The organism is Sphingomonas sp. dw_22 (genome assembly GCF_018449795.1).
GTDB lineage: Bacteria > Pseudomonadota > Alphaproteobacteria > Sphingomonadales > Sphingomonadaceae > Sphingomonas.
The window spans coordinates 33,588-56,961 of sequence record NZ_JAAVVE010000025.1 but is presented as its reverse complement, the minus strand read 5'-3'; the positions used below and the strand labels follow the sequence as shown (position 1 = coordinate 56,961).

Sequence of the window (23,374 nt, the reverse complement as noted above, 5' to 3'; positions counted from 1 at the left end):
GGGGGGCCCGGTGGGGTGGGGTTTGGGGCGCGGAGGGGGGGGGTGTTCGGGGGGGTGGGGGGGCCTAAAGCGGGCGTGGTCTGCTGCTCGGCGGGGGCGCCGGGCGACCGGAAGCCGCTGAAGGGGGGGGCAGCGGCGGCCGGAGCCGCGGCGGCGGGCGTCGGGGCCGGCTTGGGCGCCGACTCAGCCTTGGCTTCGTTGGGCTTCACCGGCGACGGGCGCGAGGGCAGGCCCAGGCGATGCGCCTTACCGATCACGGCGTTCCGGCTCACGCCGCCCAGTTCCTCGGCGATCTGGGTGGCGGTCAGGCCGCTATCCCACATCTTCTTCAGCGTATCGATACGCTCGTCGGTCCAGCTCATGGTCTTCCTTCAACTTGCGGGCGGCGCGTGCAGCGGTTACGCGAACGCGCGATGAGCAGCCACCCTGAAATCGGTCCGAACCTCCCCGAACCCGGCGTTCCGGTGATTCGCAACGTGAATTGGGGAGGATTGCGTACCCTCTATATCAAGGAGGTGCGCCGTTTCTTCAAGGTCCAGCTCCAGACGGTGTGGGCGCCGGCGGTCACGACCCTGCTGTTCCTCGTCATTTTCACTGTCGCATTGGGTGGTGGCGGGCGGATGGTGACGCTCCAGGGCCAGGAAATCCACTTCGCCGATTTCATCGCGCCGGGCCTGATCGTGATGGGCATGCTCCAGAACGCGTTCGCCAATGCCAGCTTCTCGCTGCTGGTCGGCAAGATCCAGGGCACGATCGTCGATTATCTGATGCCGCCGCTCTCCACCGCCGAGCTGCTGGCGGCGCTCACCGCCGGATCGGTGACGCGGGCCTTCTGCGTCGGCGGCGCGGTGTGGCTGGCGATGCAGTTCTGGCCGGGCGTCCATGCCTGGCCGCATCATCTATGGGCGGTGCTGTGGTTCGGGCTGCTCGGCTCGCTGTTCCTGGCGCTGCTCGGCGTGCTGACCTCGATCTGGGCGGAGAAGTTCGATCATGCCGCCGCGGTCACCAATTTCGTGGTGGCGCCGCTCTCGCTGCTTTCGGGCACCTTCTATTCGGTCGAGCGCCTCTCGCCTCTGTTCCGAGCGATCAGCCATGCGAATCCGTTCTTCTACATCATCTCGGGCTTCCGATACGGCTTCCTGGGCGTCGCCGATTCGCCGATCCTGCTGGGTACGATCGTGATCCTGGGGATCGACGTGGCGCTGGGGCTGCTTTGCTACACGCTGCTGCGCACCGGCTGGAAGCTGAAGAACTGAGCCACGTCCAGACCGCTTGCATTGCGGTCCCGAGTGGATGAGGACAGGGAATGGCAAGCGAAGACGATAGTCCCAAGGGCGCGCAGACCTTGATGCGCGGGCTCGACATATTGGACGAGACGCTCCTTGGCCCCACCAAGATGTCCGTGGTCGCCAGCAAGCTGGGCCTCAGCAAGACGACCGCGCACCGGCTCGCGCATGCGCTGCGGTCGCGTGGCTATCTGTCGATCACGGCAGAGGGGATCGCGCTCGGCCCGAAGCTGCTCCAGCTCGGCGCCGTCGCGAACCAGCAGGTCGATTATGTCCGGGTCGCGCGCCCCTATCTGGAGCTTCTCTCGGAGACCACCGGCTTCTGCGCGTTCGTGGGCAAGCGCGAGGGCGACTGGTCGCGGCACCTGGATCGGGCGACGGGGCGCCAGAAACTGCGCGTCGCCACGGCACCGGGCGATCAGCGGCCGATCGCGGAGACCGGCCTGGGCAAGGCGCTGCTGTTCGACGATGGCGAGGAAAGCCTCAGGAAGCTCTATCGCATGTCCGCGGCGGCGAGCTCCGATCCCGTGGACGAGGACGCCTGGCTCGCCGGGATGCGCACGCATGTCGCGCGGGGGATCGTCCTGCACGACAGTCCGATCGGGGATGGCGTACGGTCGATCGCGGCGCCGGTTCGCGACGCGAACGGCAATATCTGCGTCGCGATCAGCATCGCCAGCGCCGCGCATTATCTGAACGAGGCAGTCGTGGCCGAAGTCGCCGGCCATGTCGCCGACATCGCCGACAGGGTCAGCAAGGCGCTCGGATACAGCCCCGCGCCGAAGCCGTGATGCTCGGCCGGGGCGATCCCCGGCGTGCGGTGTTGACGCATCCCTGCACCGAACCGTAAAAGCGCGCTCCGGCGGCCCCGGATGGGGCCGCCTTTTGCTTTTTGAAGGAGAATGACCCGTGGCCATCACCCCGCTCATGCCCGTTTATCCGCGGTGTGACGTGCGGCCGGTGCGAGGCGAGGGCGTCTATCTCTATGGCGAGCGCGGCGAGAAATATCTCGATTTCGCCGCCGGCATCGCGGTCAATGCTCTAGGCCACGGCCATCCGCACCTGACCAGGGCGATCCAGGACCAGGCCGCGACGCTGATGCATGTGTCGAACCTGTACGGCTCGCCGCAGGGCGAGGCGCTGGCGCAGCGGATCGTCGACAACAGCTTCGCCGATACGGTGTTCTTCACCAATTCGGGCGTCGAGGCGATCGAGTGCGCGATCAAGACCGCGCGCCGCTATCATTACGTCAACGGCAACCCCGAGCGGCACAAGCTCATCACCTTCAAGAACGCCTTTCACGGCCGCTCGATCGGGGCGATCTCGGCGACCGACCAGCCCAAGATGCGTGACGGTTTCGAGCCGCTGCTGCCGGGCTTCGATTATGTGGCGTTCAACGATCTGGAGGGTGCGCTCGCCAAGATCGACGGCGAGACCGCCGGCTTCCTGGTCGAGACGGTGCAGGGCGAGGGCGGCATGACCGCCGGCACGCCGGAATTCATCCAGGGCCTGCGCAAGGCGTGCGACGAGCACGGCCTGCTGCTGATCCTGGACGAGATCCAGTGCGGCTATGGCCGCACCGGCAAGATGTGGGCCTATGAGCATTACGGCATCGAGCCCGACATCCTGACGGCGGCCAAGGGCATCGGCGGCGGCTTCCCGCTCGGCGCGTGCCTGGCGACCGAGGAAGCGGCCAAGGGCATGGTGATCGGCACGCACGGCTCCACCTATGGCGGCAATCCGCTCGGCATGGCGGCGGGCCAGGCGATCCTCGACGTGATGCTGGAGCCGGGCTTCTTCGAGCATGTCGCCAAGATGGGCGATCGGCTGCGCCAGGCGCTGGAGCAGATGATCCCGAACCACGATCACCTGTTCGAGGAGATCCGCGGCAAGGGGCTGATGCTCGGCGTCAAGATGAAGGAGCCGGCGGTCAGCCGCGATTTCGTGGCGCACCTGCGCGACAATCACGGGCTGCTGACGGTCGCGGCGGGCGAGAATGTCCTGCGCGTGCTGCCGCCGCTGATTATCGACGAGCAGCATATCTCCGAGTGCATCGAGCGCCTGAGCGAAGGCGCCCGGACCTTCGGGATCCCGAGCGATGACTGAACTGTCTCAGATCCTCCCCGAGCTTTGCTCGGGGAGGGGGACCGCGCCCGCAGGGCGGGGTGGAGGGGTGCCGTCGCAGACGGCGTATTTGCGGAGCGGTATCCGGCGACTTCGTCGCCGCCCCTCCACCATGCTGCGCATGGTCCCCCTCCCCGAGCCGAGTTCGGGGTGGAGCTAAGACATGACCCGCCATTTCCTCGACCTGTCCGATGCCGGCGCTGATGGCGTTGCCGCGATGCTGGCTGATGCGCTGCAGCACAAGGCGGCACGCGCCGGCTGGCCCAAGGGCAGGGTGGACGCCGATGCCCCGCTCGCCGGCCATACGCTGGCGATGATCTTCGAGAAGAACTCGACGCGCACCCGCGTCTCGTTCGACATGGCGATCCGGCAATTGGGCGGCATGAGCATCGTGATGGATGCCGGCTCGATGCAGCTCGGCCGCGGCGAGAGCATCGCCGATACCGCGCGCGTGCTCAGCGGCTATTGCGATGCGATCATGATCCGCACCGACGATCATCAGAAGGTGGTCGACATGGCGCGATATGCCAGCGTGCCGGTCATCAACGGCCTCACCGACGCCTCGCACCCTTGCCAGGTCATGGCGGACCTGCTGACCATCCTCGAGACCGGCAAGGCGCTGCCCGGCCTCAAGGTCGCGTGGCTGGGCGACGGCAACAACGTGCTCGCCTCGATCATGGAAGCCGGCGGGCTGATGCATTTCGACGTGGTCGCGGCCTGCCCCCAGGGCTTCCAGCCGAGCGAGGCGGATATCGCGCGGGGCAGGGGCCGTGCCCGGGTTGTTGGCAGCGCGAAGGAAGCGGTGGAGGGTGCGGACATCGTCGTCACCGATACCTGGATCTCGATGGGCCAGGCGCATGCCGAGACCAAGCTGAAGGCGATGATGCCCTATCAGGTCACCGAGGCGCTGATGGCGGAGGCCAAGCCCGACGCGAAGTTCCTCCACTGCCTGCCCGCGCATCGCGGCGAGGAAGTGACGGACGCCGTGATCGACGGGCCACAGTCGCTGATCTGGCCCGAGGCGGAGAACCGCCTCCATGCGCAGAAGTCCGTCCTGCGCTGGTGCTTCGGCCAGATCGGCTGAGTTGTCCCGGGATCGCGGCGTCCCCATATCGCGCCCGAACCCATAGAATCCGTTCGCCAGCCCCGCGTGGTCCATCGACTGCGCGGGGCATGCGAATGACGGAGATATTCGCGTGACTGACACCCGCCTTCCCACCGATCTCGATCGCGTGATCGGCTTCACCATTCCGGGGCGCCACGCCCGCGGCCGCGTCGTGCGGCTGGGGCCGGTGCTCGACGAGATCCTGTCGGCCCATGCCTATCCGCCGGTGATCGAGCGGCTGCTGGCCGAGGCGCTGACGCTCACCGCGCTGCTCGGCGCCACGCTGAAGGATGCCGAGGGGCAGATGACGCTCCAGGCGCAGGCCCAGGGCGGCATCATCAGCCTGCTGGTGTGCGACTATAGGGGTGGCGAGCTGCGCGGCTATGTCCAGTTCGACGCGGATCGGCTGGCGATGCTCGGCAAGAATCCGTCGCTCTACGCCTTGTTCAACAAGGGTTATCTGGCGGTCACCTTCGATCAGACGCTGACCAGGGAGCGCTACCAGGGCATCGTACCCCTCGACGGCGCCTCGCTGGCGGCGGCGGCGGAGAGCTATTTCCTCCAGTCCGAGCAGATCCCGAGCCTGGTGCGCCTCGGCCTGCACCGTGACGCGGCGGGCAAGCTGATCGCCGGCGGCATCTTCCTCCAGCATCTGCCCGAGGGCGAGGAAGGCCGCGAGCGGCTGCACGCCAAGCTCGACCATCCCGAATGGCATCATGTCGAGACGCTGGCCGCGACGATGGGTGCGGACGAACTCGCCGACGCCGCGCTTCCGCTGGAGAATCTGGTCTGGCGGCTGTTCAACGAGGAGCCCGAGGTGCGGCTGCTCGCCGGCACCGATCTGGCGCGCGGATGCCGCTGCGATGCCGCCTATATCCTGCAGGTTCTGGGCAAATTCCCGGCGGAGGAGCGGGCGGCGATGGCCGATGAGAACGGCATCATCAGCGTCGATTGCGCCTTCTGCTCGAGCAAATTCCCGGTGCCGCTTGCGGATTTTGTTCCACCCCCGTTGTAAAACCCTCGCGGAGCGCGATATTCTACGGCGACTTGCAGGCGATCCGGCTGGGGAGCGGTGCCTGTACCCCGGACGGGAGTTGGGAATGGAGTCTCGGCGTATCGCGCGCCCGGTGATGGCCGGTGCGTTGCTCCTCATGGGCGCGGCCGGCGCCTACGCGCAACGCGAACCGGCCACGCCGCTCAGCGGCCTGGAGCGCGGCCAATGGCAGCTCAAGAGCGAGGATGGCGAGCGCAAGCTCTGCCTCACCAACCCCGCGATGCTGCTGCAGGTGGTGCACGGCGCGGCCCAGTGCGAGCATTTCGTGGTGGAGCAGACCCAGCGCTCGATCACGATCCGCTACACCTGCCCGGGGCACGGCCATGGCCGGACCACCGTGGGGGTCGAGACCGCCAGGCTGGTCCATGTCGATACCCAGGGCGTGCTCGATGGCGCGCCCTTCTCCGAGGATTATGAGGGGCGCCGCATCGGCACCTGCGGATGATGGCGCGCTTACCGGTTCTTAACCCTCCTTGCGCTATGGAAGGATCGCTCCTTCGTGGAGCGGATTCCTCTCTGGCATTGGTTTTCCCGAACACCTGGGCCGCTCCCGAGGCGGCCCATTTTGATTTGGGCTGCACGCGCCTGCAAAAAGCGCTAGCCGTGGCCGCATGACTCAAAGCATTGCGATTGCCCTGCTTTCCGGCGGGCTCGATTCCATGGTCGCCGCCGCGCGCGCCCGCGAGGACGGGCACCGGCTGCTGGCGCTCTCGATCGACTATAACCAGCGCCACCAGGTCGAGCTGGCCGCCGCGCGGCGCATCGCCGCGATGCTGGGGGCCGAGCGCCATGTCGTGCTTCCGCTCGACCTGCGCGCGTTCGGCGGGTCGGCGCTGACCGCCGAGATCGACGTGCCCAAGACGGGCGTGGGCGACGACATCCCGGTTACCTATGTGCCTGCGCGCAACACGATCTTCCTCAGCCTGGCGCTCGGCTGGGCCGAGGCGGCGGGCGCGCGCGACATCTATATCGGCGTCAACGCGCTCGATTATTCGGGCTATCCCGATTGCCGCCCCGAATTCATCGCCGAGTTCGAGAAGCTGGCCGAGATCGCGACCAAGGCCGGCGTCGAGGGCGAGCCTTTCCATATCCGTGCGCCGCTCCAGCACATGACCAAGGCCGATATTGTCCGCGAGGCCGATCGGCTGGGGCTCGACGCGGGGCTGAGCTGGTCGTGCTATGATCCCGCGCCGGGCGGCGTGCATTGCGGGCTGTGCGACAGTTGCCGGCTGCGCGCCAAAGGCTTCGCGGAAGCGGGCCTGCCCGATCCCACGCGCTACGCGGTTCCGGCCTGACGCGCCGGTCATGAGCTATGCGGTCAAGGAGATGTTCCTCACGCTCCAGGGCGAGGGGGTGAATGCCGGTGCGCGGGCGGTGTTCGTGCGCTTTGCCGGGTGCAACCTGTGGTCGGGCCGCGAGGCCGATCGGGCGAGCGCGGTCTGCCGCTTCTGCGATACCGATTTCGTCGGCGTGGACGGGGCGGGCGGGGGCCGCTTCGCCGATGCCGAGGCGCTGGTGGATGCGGCCGAGATGCATTGGGGCGAGGGGACGGAAGCCCGCTTCGTCGTGCTCACCGGCGGCGAGCCGATGCTCCAGATCGACGACGCGCTGGTCGATGCGCTGCATGCCCGCGGCTTCCGTATTGCGATCGAGAGCAACGGTACCCTGGCGGCGCATCCGGGGATCGACTGGGTGTGCATCAGTCCCAAGGCGGGTAGCGAAGTCGTCCAGCGATCGGGCGACGAGCTCAAGCTGGTCTGGCCGCAGCCGGGCATCGATCTAGACGCGCTGGAGGCGTGGGACTTCGCCCATTTCCTGGTCCAGCCCATGGACAGCGCCGAAGCCGAGGCCAATACGCGCGCGGCCGTGGCATTGGCGCTGGAGCGCCCCAAATGGCGGCTGACGTTGCAGACGCACAAGCTGCTGGGGCTGCGCTAGGACGCGCCCCAGCGACCCATCCTAGCTTCGCAGCGTCCCGCACTTCTTCTGGTTGTAGAGACCCTTTCTCCAGCATTTGTCGTTGCTGAAAGGCGGCAGAGGCCGGGCCGGGGGCAGCAGGAGGCTGACATTGCGCGCGCGGAACTGCTGCTCGCCCCATGCCGCCAAGCTGGCGCGAAGCTCGCGCATGCGGGTATGGGCGAGTTCGTAGATCTGGCCGCGGCGTGCGAATACCGCATCGTGACCGATTACGGCAGCAGTTTGGCAGAAAGACCGCTGACCGCCGACGGTCGAGAAGCCCGAATATACGCGTGTAAGAAATTTATCGAGTTCGGTCTGACCGGCCTTCTTGTTCTTGGTCATCCGGAAGAAGTATTTGTCCAGAACTGCCATGGCCTGGTCCAGTTCGCCGTCATGGTCCTTCAGGAACGCATTATAGTTCGCGAGCGTCATCAGCGTCGGCTCGAACCCGCACTGGAGCGCCGCGACGTTGAGCGCCGCGCGCAGGTTCCACACCAGCGCGGCGCTCAGCTCCGGAGCGGTTGCGCCGGGCAAGGCCGGCCCCGTCATGCCCGGCTCCTCGCCGGTGACACGCTCGCCCGCCAGATTGGCCGGCTTGAAAAAGAATTGCGCCGAGGCGGGGGCCGCGGCGAACAAGCCGACCACACCGGCTACGATGATACCAATACGCGGAACCAGCATCCTGCCCTCTTATGCTTTACGTCCGGTTGTTGGTTACGGCTTTTCGATTCCGCACCCAACCCTTTTTTTGGAATCAGGGCGCGAAGAGATAGCATTTTGGCGCGATTCCAAAGGAAAAGGGCCGCCCGGTCGCCCGGACGGCCCTTTCGAAACACGCTTGCGCGCGATGATTACATCGCGTTCGTGGTGTTCACTTCGGTCGTGTTCTCGACGACCGTGCCGTTGTCGGCGGTGTCGATGTTGGTGACCATCGTGTCGGTGGTCGTCACGTTCTCGGTCGGGACTTCGACGGTGTTCGTGACGTTGGTCGTGCTGTCGTTGCTGGTGCACGCCGAGGCCAGGAGGGCCGCGCCGGCGATCATCGAACCTGCAACGATCTTCGAAATGACTGCACGCATTTAAATTGCTCCCTAGATAGTGGATTTGGAATGACGGTTACGCCGTTAATACCCAAACCGTGATGGACATTAGACGGTTCAGGGCACGGCCTCAAGACTCGTTTTGCCCGGCGGCAGCCAGACCCGCCAAAAATGGCATAAATGTGGCCGAAAGCGCAGCATCAAAACGGTCCGGCGCAATATCGAGCCCCAGCGCCGTGGCGCTGGTGACCGGGAATTCGGCGATGCCGCACGGCACGATTCCGGCGAAGTGATTGAGATCGGGGTTCAAGTTCACCGCGAAGCCGTGCAGCGTGACCCATTGGCGGATGCGCACGCCGATCGCACCGATCTTAGCCTCGCGGCCATGGTCGAGCGTCCAGATGCCGATCCGGCCGGGCGCGCGGAACGCCTCGATCCCCAATTCGTCCAGCGCGGCGATCACCCAGCCTTCGAGCGCATGGACATAGCCGCGCACATCCTTGCGCCGCTCGCGCAGGTCGAGCACGACATAGCCGATCCGCTGGCCGGGGCCGTGATAGGTATAGCGTCCGCCACGTCCGGTGCGATGCACGGGGAAGCGTGGATCGAGCAGCTCGGCGGCATCGGCGCTGGTGCCGGCGGTATAGACCGGCGGATGTTCGAGCAGCCAGACGAGTTCCTGCGCCTCGCGCCTGGTCACCGCCGCCGCGCGGGCCTCCATGGTTTCCAGCGCTGCGGCATAGTCGATCGGTTCTGGCTCGACGCGCCATTCGATAGATTCGGCCATGCCGCCGCGATTGCGCGCCTTCGCGGGGATACGCAAGCATTGGCAATACATTGTGCGCCCGCTAACACGGCCTATGCGACGGAGGGGATCACGACGCGATGGTAAAGATGAGTAACGTTTGGGACCGGGCGGCCGAGTTCCTGAGCGACAATATCGGGACGGTCGTTCCGATAGCGCTTCTCGCCTTTTTCGTGCCCGCATCGATCAGCGGCAATTTCCAGGCGGTCCTTCTCACCGCGACGCCCGGCGTCGCGGTGACGCTGCGGCTGGTCCAGCTCGCCTTCGCGGTGCTGTCGGTCTGGGGGTCGCTGGTGATTACGGCGATGGCGCTCGACGGCGTGACCAGCCGGACGGCGGGCACGATCGCGCGGCGGCGCTTGTTGCCGGCGCTCATCGTTTCGGTGGTGCTGGGCCTCGCGATGGTCGCACTCACCCTGCCGGTGCCCGTCTTCCTTGCCGCGAGCGGTTACGATCTCATGGCGGTCGCCCGGGGCGAGGCGGTCGAGATGAGCCCGGGCGCGGCCGGCACCATCTCGATCTACATCCTCGTCCTCGCCATCCTGTTCATAGGGATCAGCGCGCGGCTGATCCTGACCACGCCGATCGTCGTGCGCGAGCAGCGCATGCTGGGCGCGATCCCCCGGTCCTGGCGACTGACGCGGGGCAGCACCTGGCGCATCATCGGCGTGCTGATCCTGTTCGTCGTGGTCGCCACCGTATCCGGCCTGGCGGCCAACACCGTGTTCGGCACCATCTTCACGCTGGTCGCGGGCGGCGGGGAGGGCGGCATCTCGATCGCCGGCGTGCTCACTTCGATCATGACCGCCGCGGTGCAGACCGCGTTCATGGTCGTCTTCCCGGCATTCATCGCCAAGCTCTACCTCGCGCTTTCCGCCCAGGAAGCCCTTGGCAACCATATGCAGGCCCCATGAAATTGAGCTTTGCCGGCGTATTTGCCGACGCCGGTGCCCTGTGGCGGAGCGAGCGCATGCTGCTGCTGCGCATCGCCGGCGTATTCTATGTCCTGCCGGTCCTTGGGATCGTGCTGCTGCTCGTGGGCAGCGGCTTCCCGCCGGACGTGCCGCCGGAGCAGGTGCGCGACGCGATCGGGCGCTTCTACAGCGACAATCTGCTGCCGATCCTCTTCGCGAATCTCGCGAGCGACTTCGGGACGTTCGCGGTGCTGAACCTGTTCCTCCAGGGAGGCGGCCGCACGCTGGGCGAGGTGCTGATGCTCACGCTGCGCCGCTTCCTGCCGTTTCTGGTGCTGGACCTGCTAGCCGGCTTCGTGTTCGGGCTCGGCATGTCGCTGTTCGTGCTGCCCGGCCTGTTCGCGTTCGCCCGGACATGGCTCGCCGCGCCCGCATTTGCGGCCAGTCCGGAGGCGGGATTGATCGAGGCGTTCCGCCAGGGATGGCGGCGCAGCGGCGGCGTGGCGTGGCTGGTCCTGCTCGGCGTCGTCGCGGTGACGATGCTGGGCACGCTCGGGGCCGTCGTCGCGGCGAGCGCGGTGACGGGGACGCTCGCGGCGATAGCGGGCGGCAACCAGATCGTCGCTTCGATCGGCTATCTGGCGGTCGCGATCATCGGCGGACTTGCCTGGACGGCGCTCACCGTCCTGCGTGTCGCCGCCTATCGGGCGACCGCGGCCAGCACGGGAATGTGAGGCGCGGCGTCGGCGGGCAGGATCCCGGCGACGCGCGGATCGGCGAAGGTCTCGATCGTCCGCCTGTAGGGCGTGAAGCCGTAATGCCGGTAGAATCCCAGCGCCGAGGGGTGATCGAGCGTGCAGGTATGCACCCACACCCGCTCCACGCCCTTGCGCCAGGCGAGCGCCAGCGCCTGGCCCATCATCCAGCCGCCATTGCCCTTGCCGGTCAGCTCGGGGACGAGACCGAAATAGGAGAGCTCGCAATTGCCGGGATTGCGGAAATCGAGCTCGAGCATGCCCAGCTCGATGCCGGCGCGATCGGTGGCGGCGTAAATCTCGATCGCCGGATTATCGAGGATGCCGCGCAGCGTCTCCTCCGCCATCACCAGCCGCGAAAACCATAGCCACGGCCCGCCCACGCGCCGGAACAGCGTGCGATAGCGCTCGCTCGCCGGCGCCGGCCAGCGCACCAGCGCCAGCGGCGAAGGGCGGACGGGGCGTAGCGGCGGCCTGGCGCGCATCTCCAGCGACGTGACGATCGTCGCGAGCTGGTCGTTCGGGACCGGCGTCAGCCCCATGCGGCGACCGGGGGCAGGCTCATCAGGATCGCGTCGATATTGCCGCCGGTCTTGAGCCCGAACAGCGTGCCGCGATCGTAGATGAGGTTGAACTCGGCATAGCGGCCGCGCCATTCGAGCTGGCGGGCCTTGTCGGCATCGGTGAAGCCCGTCTCCATCCGCCGCCGCACGATCCGCGGGAAGGCGTCCAGGAATGTGCGGCCGACATCCTGGGTAAAGGCGAAATTGGCCTCCCAGTCGCCCTCCAGATGATCGTAGAAGATGCCGCCCACGCCGCGATGGACCTTGCGGTGGGGGATGTAGAAATACTCGTCTGCCCATTGCTTGAAGCGCGGATAATGGCCGGCATCATGGGCATCGCAGGCGGCCTTGAGCACCGCGTGGAACTCGGCGGTATCCTCCGCATAGGGGATCGGGGGGTTGAGGTCCGCCCCGCCGCCGAACCAGCGCTTCGTGGTGGTGAGGAAGCGCGTATTCATGTGCACCGCCGGTACATGCGGATTGGCCATGTGCGCGACCAGGCTGATGCCGGTGGCGACGAAGCCCGGATTCTCGCTCGCGCCGTGGATCGTCCGGGCGAAATCGCCTTCCAGCGTGCCGCCGACGGTCGAGACGTTGACGCCGACCTTCTCGAATATCCTGCCCTTCATCACGCCGCGCACGCCGCCGCCGCCGGGCGCGCCGCTGGGATCGGCGCGATCCCAGGCGAGATAGCCGAAGCGGGCGTCCGATCCCGCCTCGGCCTCGATCGCCTCGAACTCTGCGCAGATGGCGTCGCGCAGGCTCTCGAACCAGTCGCGGGCGCGCTGCTGCTGTTCGTCGAGTTCGATCATTCGGGCCATCCTCCGGTCTGCCGCAGCGCTTCGGCGAGCCCGATGCCCGCTGTCACCGCGACGTTCAAGGAGCGAAGGCCGGGCCTTAGCGGGATTCGCACGGCCAGATCGGCACGGGCATGGACGAAATCGGGTGCGCCGGCGCCTTCGGAGCCGAACAGCAATGTGTCGCCGGCCTCGAATTTCGCCTGCGGCAGGGGCGTGCCGCCGCGCGTGGTGAACAGCACCAGCCGCCCCGGCACCTGCGCCTCGAACGCCTCCCAATCGGCGTGCCGGGCAATCTCCACGCGGGATTCGTAATCCATCGCCGATCGCCGGCGCGACTTGTCGCTCCAGGGGAAGCCCATCGGTTCGATCAGGTCGACGGCGGCGCCCAGACAGGCTGCGAGGCGCAGGATCGCGCCGACATTGCCGGCGATGTCGGGCTGGAAGAGGGCGAGGCGCATTTGGGAGCCATAGTCTCCCGTTATTGCTTGCGGGAGAGGGGGTGGACGAAAGGGAGGATCTTTGTCCTGCGTCATGTCCGTCAAAATCCTTGTTGGCAAAGGCGCTCCCCGCCGTCTATCAGACCCGCCAGCCACCGGGGGCACCAGGCGGCTTTGGGCGTATAGGCGTCTGTGTCCGTTACCCGCGCGTCCGTCGCGGCTTGTTTCGATGTGCAAGGGCTGAAGCATGGCAACGCTTGAAGATGGTGTTCCTCCCGACCAGACGGTTGGCCCCGGCGGCGAACTTCTGGAGAATCCGCGTCGGCGCGATTATCTGACCTATGCGGCCGCTTCGGTCGCGGCGGTCGGCGCAGGCGTGGTGGTGCTGCCGCTCGTCAATTCGATGAACCCGTCGGCCGACGTGCTGGCGCAGTCCTCGACAGAGGTCGATCTCTCCGCGATCGAGCCGGGCCAGGCGATCAAGACCTCGTTCCGCAAGCAGCCTTTGTTCGTGCGCAACCTGACGCCGGCCGAGATCGCCGCGGCGGATGCCGTGCCGGTCTCGTCGCTGCGCGATCCGCAGACGCTGGAGCAGCGCACCGTGGAGGGCCACACCAACTGGCTCATCACGCTGGGCGTGTGCACCCATCTCGGTTGCGTGCCGCTGGGCGCGGGCGAAGGCGAGAATCGCGGTCCCTTCGGCGGCTATTTCTGCCCCTGCCACGGCTCGGCCTATGATACCGCCGGCCGCATCCGCCAGGGGCCGGCGCCGAAGAACCTCGAAGTTCCGAAATATGCATTCACGTCCGACACTGTCGTCGTGGTCGGTTGAGGATAGACGCGCATGAGCTTCCCCTGGGCACGCCATTACGAACCGAAGCATCCGGTGATGAAGTGGGTCGACGATCGTCTGCCGCTTCCGCGCTTCGTCTATAACGCGGTCGGCGCCGGCTATCCGGTCCCGCGCAACCTCAACTATTTCTGGAACTTCGGCGTTCTCGCCGGGGTGGCGCTGGTCTGCCAGATCGTCACCGGCATCGTGCTCGCGATGCACTTCCATTCGGACGCCGCCGGCGCCTTCGAATCGGTCAATGTCGGCATCATGCGCGACGTCAACGCCGGCTGGTTCCTGCGCTTCGCGCACGCCAACGGCGCCTCGATGTTCTTCATCGTGATCTACATCCACATGTTCCGCGGGCTTTACTACGGCTCCTACAAGCCGCCGCGGGAGATGATCTGGCTGCTCGGCGTGGTGATCTTCCTGCTGACCATGGCCACCGCGTTCATGGGCTATGTGCTTCCCTGGGGCCAGATGAGCTTCTGGGGCGCGCAGGTCATCACCGGCTTCTTCTCCGCCATCCCGGTGGTGGGCGACTGGATCCGCATCTGGCTGCTCGGCGGCTATGCGCCGGACGATGCTTCGCTGAACCGCTTCTTCTCGCTCCACTATCTGCTGCCGTTCGTGATCCTGGGCGCGGTGATCCTGCACATCTGGGCGCTGCACATCCCGGGCTCGGGCAACCCGACCGGCGTGGAAGTGAAGGGCGAGCAGGATACCGTGCCGTTCCATCCGTACTACACGGCGAAGGACGGCTTCGGGGTCGGCGTGTTCATGATCGTCTTCGCGATCCTGATCTTCTTCCTGCCGGACTATCTGGGCCATCCGGACAACTACATCCCGGCGAACCCGCTCTCGACGCCCGCGCACATCGTGCCCGAATGGTATTTCTGGCCGTTCTACGCGATCCTGCGCGCCTTCACCGCGGACTTCATCCTGCCGGCGAAGCTGTGGGGCGTGCTGGCGATGTTCGGCTCGATCCTGATCCTGTTCTTCCTGCCCTGGCTCGACAAGTCGCCGGTGCGCTCGGGCAATTACCGTCCGATGTACCGCATCGCCTTCTGGGTGCTGGTGCTCGACGTGCTGGTGCTGGGCTATTGCGGCGGCTCGCCGGCCGAGCCGGTCTATGTGATCCTCAGCCAGATCTGCGCGGCCTATTATTTCGCGCATTTCCTGATCATCGTGCCGATCATCTCGCGCCTCGAGCGTCCGAAGCCGCTGCCCAATTCGATCACCGAAGCGGTGCTCGGCGACCATGGCGGCTCGCGGATCACCGAATCGGCAGTGAGCGCGTAAGGGGGAATTGGATCAATGACTTCGCTGCTCATTCGCTCGATCAAGTTCATCATCGGCGGAGGCTTCGCCTTCGTGCTGCTGGTGGCGCTGGTCGGCACCATCACGGGGCTGATCCAGGAGCCGCCGCAGCCGACGGCCGAGCATGAATTCCACAAGGCTCCCAAGGAACTCGCGCTCGCTTCGGACGGGCCGTTCGGCAAGTTCGACGAGGCGCAGCTCCAGCGCGGCTTCAAGGTCTACAAGGAAGTCTGCGCGAACTGCCATTCGCTCGGCATGGTCGCGTTCCGCGACCTGAAGGCGCTCGGCTACAACGATGCCGAGACCAAGAAGATCGCCAAGGACTGGGGCGCCAAGCAACCGGTGTTCGATCCCAAGGCCGGCACCTGGGGCGAGCGTGACAACACGCCTGCCGATCGCTTTCCCAAGGTCTATTATGCCGGCACCGGCACGCCGCCGGACCTGAGCCTCATCACCAAGGCGCGGCATGACGGCCCGGCTTATGTCTATTCGCTGCTGACCGGCTATGAAGCCAAGCAGCCGGACGAGCTGGTCAAGCATTTCCCCGGCGCCAAGACGCCCGAGGGTAGCCACTACAACCCCTATTTCGCGAACCTCAACATCGCGATGCCGCCGCCGCTGACCAGCGAGAACCAGGTGACCTATACCGACGGCACCCGCGCGACCGTGGACCAGATGGCCAAGGACGTCGCGGCGTTCCTGGTGTGGACGGCCGAGCCGACGATGCAGAGTCGCCATTCCGTCGGCTTCGCGGTGATCGGGTTCCTGCTCTTCGCGACGATCCTCGCCTATGGCGCGTATCTGACCGTCTGGCGCGGCGTGAAGCACTAAGCCTCGCCTTCGCGTATATAATTGATCTAGCGGACCCCGCCGAAGCGCTGCTTGGGCGGGGTCCATTCTTTTCGGGAACTGGTTCATGGCCGACGCCAACGACGATATCCGGCAGCGCATCCGCACGATTCCAGACTTCCCCAAGCCGGGCATTATGTTTCGTGACATCACCACGCTGCTGCTCGATGCCGAGGGGCTGGCTCTGACGATCGAGCGGATGGCCGCGCAGGTCGAGGGCAAGGTCGATCTGGTCGCCGGGATCGAGGCGCGCGGTTTCCTGTTCGGCGCGGCGCTGGCGGTGAAGCTGGGGACCGGCGTGCTGCTGGTCCGCAAGGACGGGAAGCTGCCCGGCGCGACCATCGCCGAGGATTATGCGCTGGAATATGGCATCGACCGGATCGCGATCCACGCCGACGCCCTCGCGCCCGGAGCCCGGGTGCTGCTGGTCGACGACCTGATCGCCACCGGCGGCACGGCGCGCGCCGCGGTGCGGCTGCTGCGCAAGGCCGGGGCCGAAGTCGTGCAGGCCGCCTTCGTGATCGACCTGCCCGAACTGGGCGGCGCCGACGCGCTGCGTGGCGACGGGATCGCGGTTTCGACGCTGGTGGCGTTCGAGGGGCATTAGGCCGACCCTCACGCTCTCCTTGGCCACTCCGGCCGAAGTGCCGGGGTAACGGGCGATGTGTCCTTCACGTATCGACCGGGAACTGCCTTCCGTGTCAGGCATTCGGTCATCATGGGGGCGTGGAAATCCGCGGCCCACGCCTTTTCGTGCCCCAGGCTCAAGGAGAGACCGGACATGCGCTTCGTACTCAAATCGGCACTTCTCGCCACCGCCCTTGCCGGTGCCGCCGCGCTCGGCGGCTGCGCGGAGGACGGCTATGGCTATTCGGGCGTCTCGGTCGGCTACAACGCGGCCTGGGGAGACCCGTATTGGGGCTGGTATGGCGACTATTATTATCCGGGCACCGGCGTCTACGTCTATGACCGGCAGCGCCGCCGCCACGCCTGGAACGACTCCCAGCGTGGCTATTGGGAAGGGCGGCGCGGCAATTGGCGCGGCGATCGCGGCTGGCGCAACAACTGGCATGATTTCCGCGGACGCGGCCGCCCCGGCCGTCCCGGCGGCGGGCGGCGCCGCTGATCCCCGCTACTTCCCTGCGGGGAAGGACGTCACGCCGGGCGCGTCCGCATCAATGCGATCGCGATGAACTGGAGCACCGGCTCGTCATGCTGGTTGAACACCGTCATGCGGTTGCGGACGCTGCCCATGCCCGGCTTGCTGCGCGACGGCCGGACTTCCAGCGTCTCGGTCTCGCAGCGCAGCGTATCGCCGGGATGGACGGGCTTCAGCCAGCGCAGCTCGTCGATGCCCGCCGCGCCCAGGCTCGCCTGGGGATGCACCTTCATCTCCGCGACCAGCATCGCCATGGTCATCGAGCAAGTGTGCCAGCCGCTCGCGGCCAGCCGCCCGAAATGGGTTTCCGCCGCGGCCTCGTCGGAGAGATGGAAGGGCTGCGGATCATATTTGCCCGCGAACGCCAGCACCTCTTCGCGCGTGACTTCATAGCGGCCGAAGCTCCGCTTCGCGCCGACTTCGATATCGTCCAGATACAGCATGGAATGAGTTTCGGATGGAAACGCATTCTTGGCAAGAGGCTGGGTGATCGCGCCAACTCTCGTCACGGCCGAAGTGCCGGGGTGACGTTGGGTAAGTTGACTACCGGTTGACTCATTTGACTCGACTCCGCGTGTTTTCCACGCGGGGCCGGGTGCGCCCAATGGGATGCCGACGATGAGAAAGAGCCGGCCCTTCGTTCGGCTCTCAAATCCTACATTGCAAGAATGCGTGTCGCGTTACCGGACCAGCACGCCCCGGAATGGCGCATCGGAGCCGTCGATGCCGGGCTTGGGCGACAGGCCCAGCAGGTCGCGGAGCAGCGGATAGACATCGACATTGTCGAACGATGCCAGCTTCGCCGGCCGGAAGGCAGGGCCATGGGCGATGAACAGGGCCGCCATGTCCTGTGCCTGATTGTCATAGCCGTGGTTGCCGCCCGAAATCCCTTCCTTCGGCGCCTTGTCGGAAATCTGCCAGCCGTCCTCGGCCAGGCAGAAGATCGCGGGAATGCGCGGATTGGTGCCATAGTGGAAACGCGCGGGGATCTCGGCCTTGCGCCAGCAATCCATATGCGCGCGGTGCCCGAGCAGGGCCTTTTCCACCGCGGCTTCCTTGCCGGGCAAGGGGGTCAGGCTGGCATAGGGGCCGGCCTCGACCAGATGATAGTCCTCCGTCGGCAAGCCGAGCAGCACCGTGCGCTCGCTGCTCGTCGCGGCCATGCCGTGATCGGCGACGATCACCAGGTTCGCGGGCTGGTCGAGCGTATCGAGCCCGGCCAGCAATTCGCCGATCCGCTTGTCGACGTCCGCCACCGCTTCGGTGGTGCGCGTGTCCGCAGGGCCATAGGCATGGCCTGCAGTATCCACCGTATCGAAATACAGCGTCAGCAGCTTCGGCCGGATCGCGGCGGGGCGGCGCAGCCAGTCGATCACGCCGTTGACGCGCTGCTCGCCGGTGATCGCCTGGTTGAACTGCGCCCAATCCTCGGGCCGGGTGCCGCCGGTGATCTTGTAGGGCCATTTGTCGGCCTTGACCGCGCCGATGGGCACGTTCGCGCCGGGCCAGAACATCGCGCCCGCACGGATGCCGGCCTTTTCGGCATCCGCCCAGATCGGCTCGGCCGCGCTCCACCAGAAGGGATCGTCGGTCGCCATGGTGAAGGTCTCGCCGGGCCGGGCGGTATCCTCCATCTTGTTGGCGACGATGCCGTGGTGATCGGGATAGAGGCCCGTCACCAGCGTCCAGTGATTGGGGAAGGTCTTGGACGGGAAGCTCGGCCGCATCGAAGCGCTCGCGCCCTCGGCGGCCAGCCGCGAGAGGTTGGGCGTGACGCCGCGCTCCAGATAATCGGGCCGGAAGCCGTCGATCGAGACGAGGATCGTCACCGGCGCCCGTGCTTCCGCGGCGGTTGGCGCGGGCGGCGGGGTCAGCGCCGGCGCGGTCGCGCAAGCCTGGAGCAGGGCGGCAAGGGCCGCGGCGGCGATCTTCGAATACCAGCGCATGTCCAGGCCCCTTGCCCCGCAATTGTTGCGGAGTGAAGTCCTATCGCATCGGGGCGGCCAGCATCCAGAGCGCCATCGCGATCATGAACAGATTCTCGGTCAGCGAGACGAAGCCGAGCGGCACGTTGCTGTCGCCGCCCACACAGGCGCATTTGAGCGTGCGCCTGTCGATATAGACTGCCTTGAACACCGAGACCGCGCCGATGCCGCCGATGAACAGCGCGATCGGCACCGAAAGCCAGGTCAGCGCGCCCGCCGTCATCAGCAGCCCCGCCAGCAGTTCGGCAAAGGGGTAGATGCGGCCATAGGGCACCCAGCGCTGCGCGAGCAGGTCATAGCCGAGGAACATCGTCGCGAATCCCTCGACGTCGCGCAGCTTGAGCATCGCCAGCAACACCATGCTGAACGAGATGAACCATTCGGCGGCGCGAACCGTGAAGGGCGTCGCCATCGTCGCGTAGCTCACCGCCATCGCCAGCAGCGCGGTGCAGGCGAACAGGGCGATCACGGGCGTATAGGTCACCGCCTTCGGATCGCGCACCTTCAGCCCCAGATAGCGGCGCAGATCGTCATGCCCGCCGATCCGCCGGCCGTCGATGAAGGTCTGCGGCGTGGTCGCGACGCCCTGCTCGGCCTTGAAGGCGTCCACCTCGGCGCGCGTCCTGAGGTGGCGGTCCTCGACCGCGAAGCCCTTGCTCTCCAGCAGATGCTTCGCGCGCAGCCCCCAGGGGCAGAAATGATCGTCCATCACCATGCGATAGAGGATTGCGGTCTTGCGGGGCGCGGTTGCCATGCTTGTTTCCTTTGGTCCGCGGTGCCTATAGCTTCCGTACCATGGTACGGAGTCAAGCGATGTCGGCGCTCACGATCGGAAAACTGGCCAGCGAAGGCGGGGTGGGGGTGGAGACGGTGCGCTATTACCAGCGCCGGGGGCTGCTCGACACGCCGGAGCGGGCGGGGCTTTACGGCGGGGTGCGGCGCTATGGCGCGCCGGATGTGCGGCGGCTGCGGTTCATCCGATCGGCGCAGGCGGCAGGGTTCACGCTGGAACAGATCGGCGAGCTGCTTGCACTGGACGCCACCGGCGATCGGGCGCGGGCGCGGGAGATCGCGCGGGAACGGATCGTAGCGCTGGATGCGAAGATCGTGGAGCTGACTGCGGCGCGCGATGCGCTGACGAAGCTGGCGCGGGAGTGCGGGGCCGGCGGCAAGGGGCCGTGCCCGATCCTTGCCGCGTTCGAGGGGTGAAATCTCCCGCGTGCGGGAAAGGGGGCGGATCGAGAGCGCATTGCACTCAACCCTCACCCAACCCTCTCCAGCAAGCGGGAGAGGGCTAAGATATCGCCTCAGCTATGCAGGAAGTGCATCACGTCGCCGTCCTGGACGACATAGGACTTGCCCTCCGCGCGCAGCTTGCCGGCTTCGCGGGCGCGGGCTTCGCCGCCCAGCGTGACGTAATCGTCATAGGCGATCGTCTCGGCGCGGATGAAGCCCTTCTCGAAATCGCTGTGGATCTCGCCCGCCGCCTCGGGCGCGGTGGCGCCGGCATGGACGGTCCAGGCGCGGGCTTCCTTGGGGCCGACGGTGAAGAAGGTCAGCAGGTGCAGCAGCTTGTAGCCGGCGGTGATGACGCGGGCGAGGCCGGTCTCCTCCAGCCCCAGCTCGGCGAGGAACTCGCCGCGATCCTCCACCGGCATCGTCGCGATCTCGGCCTCGATCGCGGCGGAGACGACCACCGCCTCGGCGCCCTCGGCCCTGGCCTTCTCGAACACGCGCGCGGAGAGTGCGTTGCCGTGCGCGGCGTCCTCCTCGTTGACGTTGCAGACGTAGAGCACCGGCTTGGCGGTCAGGAGCTGGGCCTGCGCGAAGACGCGCTGCTCCTCCTCGTCCTTCGGCACGGTCAGCCGGGCCGGCTTGCCGTCGCGCAGCAGCTCGAGCGCCTGGCCGAGCACGCTCGCGGCGAGCTTGGCTTCCTTGTCGCCCTGCGCGGCCTTCTTGGCGAAATTGGGGACGCGCTTCTCCAGGCTCTCCAGGTCGGAGAGCATCAGCTCGGTCTCGACCGTCTCGGCATCGGCGATCGGATCGACCTTGCCCTCGACATGGGTGACATCGCCATTCTCGAAGCAGCGCAGCACATGCACCACCGCATCGACTTCGCGGATATTGCCGAGGAACTGGTTGCCCAGCCCTTCGCCCTTGCTCGCGCCGCGCACCAGCCCGGCGATGTCGACGAAGCCGAGCTGCGTCTCGATCTTCTTCTGCGATCCCGCGACTTCCCGCAGCTTGTCGAGCCGGGGATCGGGCACCGCGACGTTGCCGACGTTCGGCTCGATCGTGCAGAAGGGATAATTGGCCGCCTGCGCCGCGGCGGTCTCGGTAAGCGCGTTGAAGAGCGTGGACTTGCCGACGTTGGGCAGGCCCACAATGCCGCAGCGGAAACCCATGAGTATCGTGATCCTGTGATGTGGCGGCCCCGGCGGGCCGATGAATGCGCGCTCGATAGGCGCAAAGCGCCGCACTTTCCAGTCGGAGGTGCGGGGGAGCGCCCCGGGGTTGCTCCAGGCCCTTAAATCGCCGCATTACGGGGGAAAGGGTTCGGCTCCGTCTTGAGGATGGGCGCGCTTGCGCGGGAAACGGCGCGGTTCGTCGCTTGACGGAGGCCCGTTCATCTGAGGTACAGGGGCGACACGCCTTTCGGCAGGTTGCGTATTCACGAGGAGCTTTCGAATGATTCGCCGTCACATCATCATGAGCGCCGCATTGGCTGCGTTCGCGCTGTCGAGCTGCGGCGGCGGCGACGATTCCGATCCGACCCCCACGCCGACTCCCACGCCGACGCCGACACCCACGCCGTCGCCGACCTATGTCGCGCTGCCGCTGGCTGCCGCGACCGAGTTCACCACGATCAACGCGGCCACCAGCTATACCGGCGATCCGGATGCCGGCGCGGTCACGCTGGGCGTCGCCAGCACCGAGATGATGTCGAGCCGCGTGCGCCTCGCGCTCGATTCGGCGATCGCCACTGGAACCTACGTGGTGCATGAGAATGTCGAGGAATCGAGGTTCGTGAACGCGAACCTCACCACCGCGCCGGTAGCGACCGTGCCCGAATATATCTTCCGCACCGTCAGCACCGCCGAGGGCGCGGTGGCGGGCAATTTCTCCCAGGCGGAGTTCCTGAACAACACGATCCCGTCGGTGGTCACCAGCGATGCTTCGCTGGCCCTTACCCGGGTGAGCTACGCCAATTGGTGGCGTGGCGATTCGACCACGGGCCAGAAGCGCCTGACCTATACCGTGTTCGGCTATCCGACGGTGCTGACCGACATGCCGACCGCCGGCACGGTCAATTATTCCTCGCGCGTCGTCGGCCGGCTGGTCAGCGTCGCCGGTGGGGCCACGACGGTCTCGCGGGTTTCGGGCACCGTCACCAGCGCAGTGAATTTCGCGACCGGCCAGGTCGACCTGACGCTCACCCTCACCACGCTGCCTGCGGGCGGCGGCGCGGCGGTGCCCTATGCGACGCTCACCGCGCAGGGTGCGATCCCGGTCGGCCAGAACCAGTTCACCGGCAGCTTCACCAGCGGCAGCGCGCTGTCGGGCACGCTGGCGGGCGGCTTCTTCGGCTCGCAGGGCGAGAATATCGGCATCACCTTCGCGGCCGCCGGCACGAACGGCGGCGCCGAGCAGCGTCTGGTCGGCGAAGTGATCGGCAAGAAGTAACGCCTCCCTTTCGGGACGAGAGACGAGGGGCTCCGGGAAACCGGGGCCCTTTTTCTTTCAGTCCCGGAGCCGCAGCGCGACTTCGCTCATGAAGCGCGCATCGTCGCCCGCTGCCAGCCAGGGCGCCTCGGCCGCCACGGCGCCCAGCATGTCGCTCAGCGGCTCGATCTCGGCCTTGGCGTAATTGCCGAGCACATAGCCGGTGACGCGGTCCTTGTGCCCCGGATGGCCGATGCCCAGGCGCACGCGGCGGAAATCGGGGCCGATATGTGCGTCGGTCGAGCGCAGGCCGTTATGGCCCGCGGTGCCGCCGCCGGTCTTCACCTTGACCTTCATCGGGGCCAGATCGAGCTCGTCGTGGAAGACGGTGACGTCCGCCGGCGCCAGCTTGTAGAAATCCATCGCCGCGCGCACCGCGCGGCCGCTCTCGTTCATGAAGGTGCCGGGCTTGAGCAGCACGATCTTCTCGGTGCCGATCCGCCCCTCCTGCGTCCAGCCTTGGAACTGCTTCTTCGGCGCGGAGAAGCCATGCACCTCGGCAATGGCGTCCACCGCCATGAACCCGACATTGTGCCGGTGCATCGCATATTGCGGACCCGGATTGCCCAGGCCGACCCAGAGCTGCATCGCTTCACCCCAAAAAGAAAATCGCCCCCGCACCTAGGGCGCGGAGGCGATTTTTTGAACCGCGAAGTTCGAAGCG

The 23,374-nt window shown here is 66.7% G+C and carries 29 protein-coding genes; 17 read left to right on the top strand and 12 right to left on the bottom strand.

Annotation, left to right across the window (positions count from 1 at the left end; all coding sequences use genetic code 11):
• Positions 1 to 362: GcrA family cell cycle regulator (locus tag HB724_RS12385; RefSeq protein WP_218625173.1), on the bottom strand; the 362-nt coding region annotated here is incomplete at its 3' end.
• 51 nt (positions 363 to 413) lie between these two features.
• On the opposite strand from HB724_RS12385, the gene HB724_RS12380 reads away from it, so the two are divergent.
• From HB724_RS12380 to queE, 8 genes are all read left to right on the top strand, one after another.
• A complete protein-coding gene (locus tag HB724_RS12380) occupies positions 414 to 1,256 on the top strand; it encodes an ABC transporter permease (protein ID WP_213981249.1) in 843 nt (280 codons plus the stop codon).
• Between the two features lie 50 nt (positions 1,257 to 1,306).
• Positions 1,307 to 2,077 carry an IclR family transcriptional regulator gene (locus tag HB724_RS12375; RefSeq protein WP_256731484.1) on the top strand — a complete coding sequence of 257 codons (771 nt, stop codon included), beginning with the start codon at positions 1,307 to 1,309 and terminating at the stop codon, positions 2,075 to 2,077.
• A gap of 118 nt (positions 2,078 to 2,195) precedes the next feature.
• Entirely contained in the window at positions 2,196 to 3,392 is a 1,197-nt protein-coding gene (locus tag HB724_RS12370) for an acetylornithine transaminase (protein WP_213981248.1), read from the top strand.
• 181 nt (positions 3,393 to 3,573) lie between these two features.
• Positions 3,574 to 4,494: an ornithine carbamoyltransferase gene (gene argF / locus HB724_RS12365; protein WP_213981247.1), complete on the top strand. Its 921-nt coding sequence runs from the start codon at positions 3,574 to 3,576 to the stop codon at positions 4,492 to 4,494.
• A gap of 112 nt (positions 4,495 to 4,606) precedes the next feature.
• A complete protein-coding gene (locus tag HB724_RS12360; protein ID WP_213981246.1) occupies positions 4,607 to 5,530 on the top strand; it encodes an Hsp33 family molecular chaperone HslO in 924 nt (307 codons plus the stop codon).
• An 85-nt stretch (positions 5,531 to 5,615) separates the two neighbouring features.
• A complete protein-coding gene (locus HB724_RS12355) occupies positions 5,616 to 6,014 on the top strand; it encodes a DUF3617 family protein (RefSeq protein WP_213981245.1) in 399 nt (132 codons plus the stop codon).
• A gap of 166 nt (positions 6,015 to 6,180) precedes the next feature.
• Complete coding sequence (queC, locus tag HB724_RS12350) at positions 6,181 to 6,864, top strand: 7-cyano-7-deazaguanine synthase QueC (protein WP_213981244.1); 684 nt, start codon at positions 6,181 to 6,183, stop codon at positions 6,862 to 6,864.
• Between the two features lie 10 nt (positions 6,865 to 6,874).
• Positions 6,875 to 7,507 (top strand): 7-carboxy-7-deazaguanine synthase, encoded by a 633-nt coding sequence (gene queE / locus HB724_RS12345; RefSeq protein ID WP_213981243.1) that lies wholly within the window; start codon positions 6,875 to 6,877, stop codon positions 7,505 to 7,507.
• A gap of 21 nt (positions 7,508 to 7,528) precedes the next feature.
• Here queE and HB724_RS12340 read toward each other — a convergent pair whose 3' ends face one another.
• The 3 genes from HB724_RS12340 to lipB form a co-directional block, all read right to left on the bottom strand.
• The gene (locus HB724_RS12340) at positions 7,529 to 8,209 is read right to left on the bottom strand and encodes a hypothetical protein (RefSeq protein ID WP_213981242.1); all 681 of its coding nucleotides are present in this window, start codon (positions 8,207 to 8,209) and stop codon (positions 7,529 to 7,531) included.
• 170 nt (positions 8,210 to 8,379) lie between these two features.
• Positions 8,380 to 8,607, bottom strand: a complete 228-nt coding sequence (locus tag HB724_RS12335; RefSeq protein WP_213981241.1) for a hypothetical protein — start codon at positions 8,605 to 8,607, stop codon at positions 8,380 to 8,382.
• Between the two features lie 91 nt (positions 8,608 to 8,698).
• Positions 8,699 to 9,355 (bottom strand): lipoyl(octanoyl) transferase LipB, encoded by a 657-nt coding sequence (lipB, locus tag HB724_RS12330; protein ID WP_213981240.1) that lies wholly within the window; start codon positions 9,353 to 9,355, stop codon positions 8,699 to 8,701.
• Between the two features lie 107 nt (positions 9,356 to 9,462).
• Here lipB and HB724_RS12325 point away from each other — a divergent pair, with 107 nt between their 5' ends.
• Together HB724_RS12325 and HB724_RS12320 are read left to right on the top strand one after the other, a co-directional pair.
• A complete protein-coding gene (locus tag HB724_RS12325) occupies positions 9,463 to 10,287 on the top strand; it encodes a glycerophosphoryl diester phosphodiesterase membrane domain-containing protein (protein ID WP_213981239.1) in 825 nt (274 codons plus the stop codon).
• Complete coding sequence (locus tag HB724_RS12320; RefSeq protein WP_213981238.1) at positions 10,284 to 11,021, top strand: hypothetical protein; 738 nt, start codon at positions 10,284 to 10,286, stop codon at positions 11,019 to 11,021. Before HB724_RS12325 ends, HB724_RS12320 begins: the two co-directional genes overlap by 4 nt.
• On the opposite strand, the gene HB724_RS12315 is transcribed toward HB724_RS12320, so the two are convergent.
• The 3 genes from HB724_RS12315 to HB724_RS12305 are packed head-to-tail and all read right to left on the bottom strand — an operon-like array spanning position 10,988 to position 12,863.
• Positions 10,988 to 11,584, bottom strand: coding sequence for a GNAT family N-acetyltransferase (locus HB724_RS12315; RefSeq protein ID WP_213981237.1), 597 nt, complete (start codon positions 11,582 to 11,584; stop codon positions 10,988 to 10,990). The two genes, HB724_RS12320 and HB724_RS12315, sit on opposite strands and share 34 nt — an antisense overlap.
• Positions 11,575 to 12,417 (bottom strand): oxygen-dependent coproporphyrinogen oxidase, encoded by an 843-nt coding sequence (gene hemF / locus HB724_RS12310; protein WP_213981236.1) that lies wholly within the window; start codon positions 12,415 to 12,417, stop codon positions 11,575 to 11,577. Before hemF ends, HB724_RS12315 begins: the two co-directional genes overlap by 10 nt.
• On the bottom strand, positions 12,414 to 12,863 hold the full coding sequence (locus HB724_RS12305) for a tRNA (cytidine(34)-2'-O)-methyltransferase (protein ID WP_213981235.1): 450 nt from the start codon (positions 12,861 to 12,863) through the stop codon (positions 12,414 to 12,416). The genes hemF and HB724_RS12305 overlap by 4 nt, the downstream gene beginning before the upstream one ends.
• Positions 12,864 to 13,089: 226 nt before the next feature.
• Here HB724_RS12305 and petA point away from each other — a divergent pair, with 226 nt between their 5' ends.
• The 5 genes from petA (at position 13,090) to HB724_RS12280 (ending at position 16,969) form a co-directional block, all read left to right on the top strand.
• Positions 13,090 to 13,674, top strand: coding sequence for a ubiquinol-cytochrome c reductase iron-sulfur subunit (petA, locus tag HB724_RS12300; RefSeq protein ID WP_256731483.1), 585 nt, complete (start codon positions 13,090 to 13,092; stop codon positions 13,672 to 13,674).
• A gap of 12 nt (positions 13,675 to 13,686) precedes the next feature.
• Positions 13,687 to 14,976: a cytochrome b N-terminal domain-containing protein gene (locus HB724_RS12295; RefSeq protein WP_213981234.1), complete on the top strand. Its 1,290-nt coding sequence runs from the start codon at positions 13,687 to 13,689 to the stop codon at positions 14,974 to 14,976.
• Between the two features lie 15 nt (positions 14,977 to 14,991).
• Complete coding sequence (locus HB724_RS12290; protein WP_213981233.1) at positions 14,992 to 15,825, top strand: cytochrome c1; 834 nt, start codon at positions 14,992 to 14,994, stop codon at positions 15,823 to 15,825.
• Positions 15,826 to 15,910: 85 nt separating this feature from the next.
• On the top strand, positions 15,911 to 16,450 hold the full coding sequence (locus HB724_RS12285; RefSeq protein ID WP_213981232.1) for an adenine phosphoribosyltransferase: 540 nt from the start codon (positions 15,911 to 15,913) through the stop codon (positions 16,448 to 16,450).
• A gap of 174 nt (positions 16,451 to 16,624) precedes the next feature.
• A complete protein-coding gene (locus HB724_RS12280) occupies positions 16,625 to 16,969 on the top strand; it encodes a hypothetical protein (protein WP_213981231.1) in 345 nt (114 codons plus the stop codon).
• A 29-nt stretch (positions 16,970 to 16,998) separates the two neighbouring features.
• Here HB724_RS12280 and HB724_RS12275 read toward each other — a convergent pair whose 3' ends face one another.
• From HB724_RS12275 to HB724_RS12265, 3 genes are all read right to left on the bottom strand, one after another.
• Positions 16,999 to 17,445: a MaoC family dehydratase gene (locus HB724_RS12275; RefSeq protein ID WP_213981230.1), complete on the bottom strand. Its 447-nt coding sequence runs from the start codon at positions 17,443 to 17,445 to the stop codon at positions 16,999 to 17,001.
• Between the two features lie 237 nt (positions 17,446 to 17,682).
• The gene (locus HB724_RS12270) at positions 17,683 to 18,948 is read right to left on the bottom strand and encodes an ectonucleotide pyrophosphatase/phosphodiesterase (RefSeq protein ID WP_213981229.1); all 1,266 of its coding nucleotides are present in this window, start codon (positions 18,946 to 18,948) and stop codon (positions 17,683 to 17,685) included.
• A gap of 40 nt (positions 18,949 to 18,988) precedes the next feature.
• A complete protein-coding gene (locus HB724_RS12265) occupies positions 18,989 to 19,741 on the bottom strand; it encodes a MauE/DoxX family redox-associated membrane protein (RefSeq protein ID WP_213981228.1) in 753 nt (250 codons plus the stop codon).
• 59 nt (positions 19,742 to 19,800) lie between these two features.
• On the opposite strand from HB724_RS12265, the gene HB724_RS12260 reads away from it, so the two are divergent.
• Entirely contained in the window at positions 19,801 to 20,196 is a 396-nt protein-coding gene (locus HB724_RS12260; protein WP_213981227.1) for a MerR family DNA-binding protein, read from the top strand.
• A gap of 98 nt (positions 20,197 to 20,294) precedes the next feature.
• Here HB724_RS12260 and ychF read toward each other — a convergent pair whose 3' ends face one another.
• Positions 20,295 to 21,392 (bottom strand): redox-regulated ATPase YchF, encoded by a 1,098-nt coding sequence (gene ychF / locus HB724_RS12255; RefSeq protein ID WP_213981226.1) that lies wholly within the window; start codon positions 21,390 to 21,392, stop codon positions 20,295 to 20,297.
• A gap of 283 nt (positions 21,393 to 21,675) precedes the next feature.
• Here ychF and HB724_RS12250 point away from each other — a divergent pair, with 283 nt between their 5' ends.
• The gene (locus HB724_RS12250) at positions 21,676 to 22,671 is read left to right on the top strand and encodes a transferrin-binding protein-like solute binding protein (protein WP_213981225.1); all 996 of its coding nucleotides are present in this window, start codon (positions 21,676 to 21,678) and stop codon (positions 22,669 to 22,671) included.
• A 57-nt stretch (positions 22,672 to 22,728) separates the two neighbouring features.
• Here the strand turns inward: HB724_RS12250 and pth are convergent, their stop codons facing one another.
• Positions 22,729 to 23,298, bottom strand: a complete 570-nt coding sequence (pth, locus tag HB724_RS12245) for an aminoacyl-tRNA hydrolase (protein WP_213981224.1) — start codon at positions 23,296 to 23,298, stop codon at positions 22,729 to 22,731.
• Positions 23,299 to 23,374: the final 76 nt, after the last annotated feature.

Coding starts and splice junctions, on each gene's coding strand:
- HB724_RS12380 (WP_213981249.1), top strand. CDS start 414: ATGAGCAGCCACCCTGAAATCGGTCCGAACCTCCCCGAACCCGGCGTT.
- HB724_RS12375 (WP_256731484.1), top strand. CDS start 1,307: ATGGCAAGCGAAGACGATAGTCCCAAGGGCGCGCAGACCTTGATGCGC.
- argF (WP_213981247.1), top strand. CDS start 3,574: ATGACCCGCCATTTCCTCGACCTGTCCGATGCCGGCGCTGATGGCGTT.
- HB724_RS12355 (WP_213981245.1), top strand. CDS start 5,616: ATGGAGTCTCGGCGTATCGCGCGCCCGGTGATGGCCGGTGCGTTGCTC.
- queC (WP_213981244.1), top strand. CDS start 6,181: ATGACTCAAAGCATTGCGATTGCCCTGCTTTCCGGCGGGCTCGATTCC.
- queE (WP_213981243.1), top strand. CDS start 6,875: ATGAGCTATGCGGTCAAGGAGATGTTCCTCACGCTCCAGGGCGAGGGG.
- HB724_RS12340 (WP_213981242.1), bottom strand. CDS start 8,209: ATGCTGGTTCCGCGTATTGGTATCATCGTAGCCGGTGTGGTCGGCTTG.
- HB724_RS12335 (WP_213981241.1), bottom strand. CDS start 8,607: ATGCGTGCAGTCATTTCGAAGATCGTTGCAGGTTCGATGATCGCCGGC.
- lipB (WP_213981240.1), bottom strand. CDS start 9,355: ATGGCCGAATCTATCGAATGGCGCGTCGAGCCAGAACCGATCGACTAT.
- HB724_RS12325 (WP_213981239.1), top strand. CDS start 9,463: ATGAGTAACGTTTGGGACCGGGCGGCCGAGTTCCTGAGCGACAATATC.
- HB724_RS12320 (WP_213981238.1), top strand. CDS start 10,284: ATGAAATTGAGCTTTGCCGGCGTATTTGCCGACGCCGGTGCCCTGTGG.
- HB724_RS12315 (WP_213981237.1), bottom strand. CDS start 11,584: ATGGGGCTGACGCCGGTCCCGAACGACCAGCTCGCGACGATCGTCACG.
- hemF (WP_213981236.1), bottom strand. CDS start 12,417: ATGATCGAACTCGACGAACAGCAGCAGCGCGCCCGCGACTGGTTCGAG.
- HB724_RS12305 (WP_213981235.1), bottom strand. CDS start 12,863: ATGCGCCTCGCCCTCTTCCAGCCCGACATCGCCGGCAATGTCGGCGCG.
- petA (WP_256731483.1), top strand. CDS start 13,090: ATGGCAACGCTTGAAGATGGTGTTCCTCCCGACCAGACGGTTGGCCCC.
- HB724_RS12295 (WP_213981234.1), top strand. CDS start 13,687: ATGAGCTTCCCCTGGGCACGCCATTACGAACCGAAGCATCCGGTGATG.
- HB724_RS12290 (WP_213981233.1), top strand. CDS start 14,992: ATGACTTCGCTGCTCATTCGCTCGATCAAGTTCATCATCGGCGGAGGC.
- HB724_RS12285 (WP_213981232.1), top strand. CDS start 15,911: ATGGCCGACGCCAACGACGATATCCGGCAGCGCATCCGCACGATTCCA.
- HB724_RS12280 (WP_213981231.1), top strand. CDS start 16,625: ATGCGCTTCGTACTCAAATCGGCACTTCTCGCCACCGCCCTTGCCGGT.
- HB724_RS12275 (WP_213981230.1), bottom strand. CDS start 17,445: ATGCTGTATCTGGACGATATCGAAGTCGGCGCGAAGCGGAGCTTCGGC.
- HB724_RS12270 (WP_213981229.1), bottom strand. CDS start 18,948: ATGCGCTGGTATTCGAAGATCGCCGCCGCGGCCCTTGCCGCCCTGCTC.
- HB724_RS12265 (WP_213981228.1), bottom strand. CDS start 19,741: ATGGCAACCGCGCCCCGCAAGACCGCAATCCTCTATCGCATGGTGATG.
- HB724_RS12260 (WP_213981227.1), top strand. CDS start 19,801: ATGTCGGCGCTCACGATCGGAAAACTGGCCAGCGAAGGCGGGGTGGGG.
- ychF (WP_213981226.1), bottom strand. CDS start 21,392: ATGGGTTTCCGCTGCGGCATTGTGGGCCTGCCCAACGTCGGCAAGTCC.
- HB724_RS12250 (WP_213981225.1), top strand. CDS start 21,676: ATGATTCGCCGTCACATCATCATGAGCGCCGCATTGGCTGCGTTCGCG.
- pth (WP_213981224.1), bottom strand. CDS start 23,298: ATGCAGCTCTGGGTCGGCCTGGGCAATCCGGGTCCGCAATATGCGATG.